The organism is Pedobacter sp. 01T416_2, from assembly GCF_056398925.1.
In genome coordinates this window covers 1-2,328 of the sequence record NZ_JBFTQI010000866.1, presented here as the reverse complement: position 1 = coordinate 2,328, position 2,328 = coordinate 1, and the positions used below count along the sequence as shown (strand labels likewise).

General features: G+C 39.4%; 3 protein-coding genes. 1 reads left to right on the top strand and 2 read right to left on the bottom strand.

Annotated elements, in window-relative coordinates; all coding sequences use genetic code 11:
* On the bottom strand, nt 1–1,063 hold a 1,063-nt coding region (locus tag AC1DPQ_RS25185), incomplete at its 3' end, for a DUF1800 domain-containing protein (protein WP_477611235.1).
* A gap of 73 nt (nt 1,064–1,136) precedes the next feature.
* On the opposite strand from AC1DPQ_RS25185, the gene aat reads away from it, so the two are divergent.
* A complete protein-coding gene (gene aat, locus AC1DPQ_RS25180; RefSeq protein ID WP_477583911.1) occupies nt 1,137–1,769 on the top strand; it encodes a leucyl/phenylalanyl-tRNA--protein transferase in 633 nt (210 codons plus the stop codon).
* On the opposite strand, the gene AC1DPQ_RS25175 is transcribed toward aat, so the two are convergent.
* Nucleotides 1,766–2,328, bottom strand: a 563-nt coding sequence (locus tag AC1DPQ_RS25175; protein WP_477611234.1) for a TMEM175 family protein, incomplete at its 5' end; no start/stop codon positions are given. The genes aat and AC1DPQ_RS25175 overlap by 4 nt on opposite strands.

Below are 2,328 nucleotides of genomic sequence, written 5' to 3'. Positions count from 1 at the left end.
CTACATTAGGTGGGTTAAATAAATATTGCCCCAAACTGCTTTGTAGCTGTATTAACACCTGTGGTTTGTTATAGGTAACATAAAACTCGCGACTTAAGCCTACTAAAAATTCAGCGGGTGATTTAATTTTTGTGCCTACATTCTCCGGACTATAAAACCAATCTGATGTAAACATTTTTTTCATCATCGAGCCGATGTCGTATTTCGAGTTGTAAAAATGTGTGGCAAGTTCTTTAACATGAGCCTCATTCGGGTTATCGTTTACGAAAAACTTATATACTTTTCGAGTGATAAACTGTGCAGTTTCTGGTTTTTCGAGGATAATATCGATGATGTTTTCGCCTTCGAAATTCCCGATTTTACCGAAAAAGGTTTTTGTTCCGGGATCGTGCAGGTTTTGCCTGAAAATAAACGAGCCATCTTTGTCGTACATCCAGCCGGTAAATGAGCGGGCAGATTCTTTAATGTCCTGCTCGGTATAATTTCCTCTTCCCAGGGTGAAAAGTTCCATGAGTTCGCGGGCGAAGTTCTCATTTGGTTTACCTTTTCTGTTCTGCTGGTTATTCAGGTATTGCAGCATTGCGGGCGACTTGGAAACTTCAACCAGTAAGGTTTTAAAGCTGCCCAGGGCATTTGTTCTTTGGATGTTATTTAATTGTTGCGCAAAAAATGGGTTATTGCTGCGGCAGGCAAAATGGCCATGCCAAAAAAGCGTCATCTTTTCCCTCAACGGGGCATCGGTATTGATCATTTTGGTAATGAAGGCAATATTCAGATCGCGGCTTACTTCGTTTTGCTCCCGTACAATCTGCTGGCGCATTTTCTTTTCTTCATCGGTCAGGTCTTTTTTCGAGTATAAACCCGCCTGAACCAAAAGTTGTCGTTTCGATTCGTAATCGTTCACTAAATTAATGGGATCGTTTTTTAGGGAATCTTTAAGTAGATTATCGACCACTTTATCGAGATTTTTTTTGCTTAATTTTTGTAAGTCGGCATAAGAAACCCCGAAGCCTGCCCGGTTGTAAAGATGTTTTACTTTTAAGAAATTATCTTTTGCGCTCATAATAGACTGTTTTACAGTATGACATATTTAAAACGCCAAGGTTTAATCTTTGTTTTCTTTCTTATTTTTGCCTATGTTTTTTCAGCTACTAGATGACAATCCGGGCTTTCCAGACCCAGCCTTGGCAGAAGAGGATGGTTTATTGGCCATTGGCGGTGATTTAAGTACGGAGCGGTTGTTAATCGCCTATTCGAATGGGATTTTTCCATGGTTTAGTGAAGGCGAACCAATCCTCTGGTATTCGCCACACAAACGCTGTGTGATTTATCCTGATAAAATTAAAATCAGTAAAAGCATGCAGAAAATTTTAAACCAGGAAGTTTTCAGGATTACTTTTAATCAGGCTTTTGCCGAAGTGATCCGCAATTGCGCAACTACCGAAAGGAAAGGGCAGGATGGTACCTGGATTACCAACGAAATGCAAGAGGCTTACATTAGCCTTCACCAACAGGGCTACGCGCACAGTGTAGAGGTTTGGCTAGCGGATAAATTGGTGGGTGGCTTATATGGTTTAAAAGTAAATCGTGTTTTTTGTGGAGAAAGTATGTTTAGCCATGTAAGCAATGCCTCAAAAGCAGCATTGATTTTTTTAAGTAAAATGAATATCGATTTAATTGACTGTCAGTTGCCGAACGATCATTTAATGAGTTTAGGTGCTGAAATGATTGAACGAGAAACATTTATGCGTATTTTGACAGTGGACTAATCTTTATTCTCTAACGATTGATGTATAGCCCGTTCAATTCTGGTGTCGGGTATAAACCAAATGGCTGCAACAATTACATACATGGAACAGCCAATCCAAGGGTTTATGAAGCTGAGGCCTATTCCCAAGGCATAAAAAACTAAAGAAATTTTTCCTTTGCTATCATTGCCTATTGCTTCAACTACCAGTGAATGTGCACCTTCTGTTTTTTTAATCGTGATGACCAAAATTAAATAAGCAATGGCCGCTAAAAATAATACTACGCCATAAGCCACAACTGGCCAAAAGGTGAAATGGTTTTCGCCCATCCATCCTGCCGTAACCGGGAAAAGTGATAACCAGAAAAGCAGGTTTAAATTAGCCCATAACATTGATCCGCTCACTTTCTTAACCGCATGCATGAGGTGATGGTGATTGTTCCAGTAAATACCTACGTAAGTAAAGCTTAAAACATAACTGATAAATTTTGGAATAAGCGGTTTTAAACTAACTAAAGTATCGCCATGCTCGGGCACCTTAATCTCTAAAACCATAATGGTAATGATAATTGCAATTACTC